3 protein-coding genes are annotated in these 2,533 nt (G+C 30.0%); 1 reads left to right on the forward strand and 2 read right to left on the reverse strand.

Annotated elements, in window-relative coordinates; all coding sequences use genetic code 11:
- Positions 1-816 precede the first annotated feature (816 nt).
- Complete coding sequence (locus N4A55_RS01710) at positions 817-1,170, reverse strand: hypothetical protein (RefSeq protein ID WP_293753677.1); 354 nt, start codon at positions 1,168-1,170, stop codon at positions 817-819.
- Between the two features lie 21 nt (positions 1,171-1,191).
- Positions 1,192-2,295, reverse strand: a complete 1,104-nt coding sequence (locus N4A55_RS01715) for an RHS repeat domain-containing protein (RefSeq protein ID WP_293753678.1) — start codon at positions 2,293-2,295, stop codon at positions 1,192-1,194.
- Positions 2,296-2,379: 84 nt separating this feature from the next.
- Between N4A55_RS01715 and N4A55_RS16990 the strand changes: the two genes are divergently transcribed.
- Positions 2,380-2,533, forward strand: a 154-nt coding sequence (locus tag N4A55_RS16990; protein WP_443083805.1) for a transposase, incomplete at its 3' end; no start/stop codon positions are given.

The following is a 2,533-nucleotide window of genomic DNA, read 5'->3' on the forward strand; positions in this document are numbered from 1 at the left end:
GAAGAAATCATGAGAAGAAGAAAGGAACTGTATGAATCAGCACGTAGGCTTAATCCTCAAAGATTTAATAAAGGTATAAGAAAGTGGGACGTTCCTAAAGCTGTTGCTTTAAATCCAACAGATGAAATTAAAGATTCGCTTAAAAATGATGTAATATAATTTTTCAAAGAATAGATATTTTAATAAGTGAGTCTTTTTTTAAAATTAAATGGTAAAATATTCAAAATGTGTATTTCTTAAAAATCGACCATAACAAAAAGATTAAATTTTATACGACAACTCTATTGACAAACACCGCTCCCTCCCCAAATTATGAGGTGTTGAAATCTAGCAGAACATAAAAAAAGAAACCTTAAGAAAGTATAAATCCCTCTTAAGGCTATATAGTATATTATATTGTAGCAGTTAACATGTTTCTCAAATATTAAGTTGTAAAAATGAAACATCCTATCTATTAGTTATTTCGTATCTTTATCTTTCTTTTCATTTTTCTTTTCAAACATTTCATTGTAAAGGTTATCTGCTCCCATGAAGGTTGTAATTAATTCAAATATTTTTGTTCCTATAAAAATAACTGCAATACTTATTAAATGTCCTTGTAACATGACATATTATATAAAAAAGACTAATATAGGAATTTTGTTTCCTAATATTAGTCTTTAATCTTAGTTCACTACAGAATTATAATTATACAATGAGTTTTAATATTTTAACTTGTCAAGATTTATTTATACTTACTATGTTTATAAATTCATTATTTTTCTTACTAATTCTGTAGTCAGTTTTTATAAAATTTTGCAGTCAGTTAATTATATATCAATCTTCTTGAATATATTTTACAAGCTTATTCAAATTCTTGGTTTCAAAAACACCTTCTTTAACACCTGCTAAATAATATAATTTCAACCAATATCCATCTCCTTCAGCATATGACTCAACAGCTTCTCTAATATTTTCTTCAGTCAAAGTACGGACAATTATATCTGGAGGACTCGCTTCGATATAATTCTTATTTTCTTTTTCCATATACCAAATCAAATTTTTAGGAGTTGATACTACTACTGTATACACTATGCCATCTTCTAACTCTATTGATACATCAATATTGTCATTTTCAATATCTTTTATTTCAGAGAGCGGAGTGGGAAACTTAATATCTTTTATTTTCATATTCTATATCCTCCTAATATTTTAATAATATAGTTTCTTTAAAATATTAATTACATTTTGTTCATTAGCCTTACTGGATTTTCCAAGTATCTCCATTACTCCATCTTTTACTCTATAGAAAACTCTTGCTCCATTCCTACCTCTAAGATAATTCACATCCTTAAATAGATTTTTTGAACCTATTCCTGGGTTAGTATTACCATTCAAGAATTCTTGAATTAATTTATTAGAGTCTAATTGAACAGCTATATTTTTACCCATTTTTTCTGCTTGTTTAATTAAACCAGCGTCAACCTTTATTAAAGAGCTTACTTTAAGATTACCTATCCTCTTTATTGCCACTTTCCCAGCTTTATCTAGACCGAATGGTGCAACTAAACATATAAATGCTATTCCTCTGTGTTGTGATTCACCAAATATTGTTTTGCCAGTTACCAGTGCCTTCATATCATTCACGTCATCAAGTACTATTTCACCTAGTAGTTTCGCTTGACTATGAGATAATTCGAATCTTTTATATGTTCGTCCCATATCTTCTGCATCATATCCATGAGTGTCAACATATTTTAAAGGATTATTATGGCAATACCTATACAAGTTATCACTAAACACAGCATCCCTGCTCAAGAATCTACCTAGAGACGGATTATAGTATCTTGCATTTAGATAATATAACCCTGTAGCATCATCATAACGATATCCAGCATAGCGGTATGGGTTTAATGATGCTGCTGATCCTGTTTCACTTAAAATATTACCCCAAGCATCATATGTGTAGGATGCTACTACATCACCATTCTCATCAGTAAGCTGGATTATATCACCATGTGCATTACGAACAGTATAATGTGTTGTTCCATCTACCGTCAAGCTTAGTAATTGTCCTGTAGGACTCCATGTGTAATATTTTTTCAAGGTTCCAGCACTATCAATTTCTGCTAATACTCTATTGCTTGTACCATCATATGTGAAATAGGTTTCTTGGCCATTTACATTTTCATATACTCGACGATCAGCATCATCATACTTATAATTTGCTACTAATGAATTATCTGACTTTAGTCTTATCTCAACTAATCTACTTGCTGCATCCCATATGAATTTATAGGTTCCGTCAGACGTCATATTACCAGATGATGTTAGTATAATATTGTAGACATATAAAGCCGAACTTATTAATATATAAAGTAGGAAAAGGATGTGTTTACAATGGCTAAAGGGGAAAAGAGATATACTCAAGAATTTAAGAACACAATAGTAGAACTTTATAACTCTGGAAAGACTCTTGCAGAATTAAATGACGAATATGCCCTTTCAAAATCAACTATCAGCGGATGGATCAAGAAAAATAAACCTGTAACTA

It is taken from the genome of Vallitalea sp. (assembly GCF_025211055.1).
Lineage (GTDB): Bacteria > Bacillota > Clostridia > Lachnospirales > Vallitaleaceae > Vallitalea.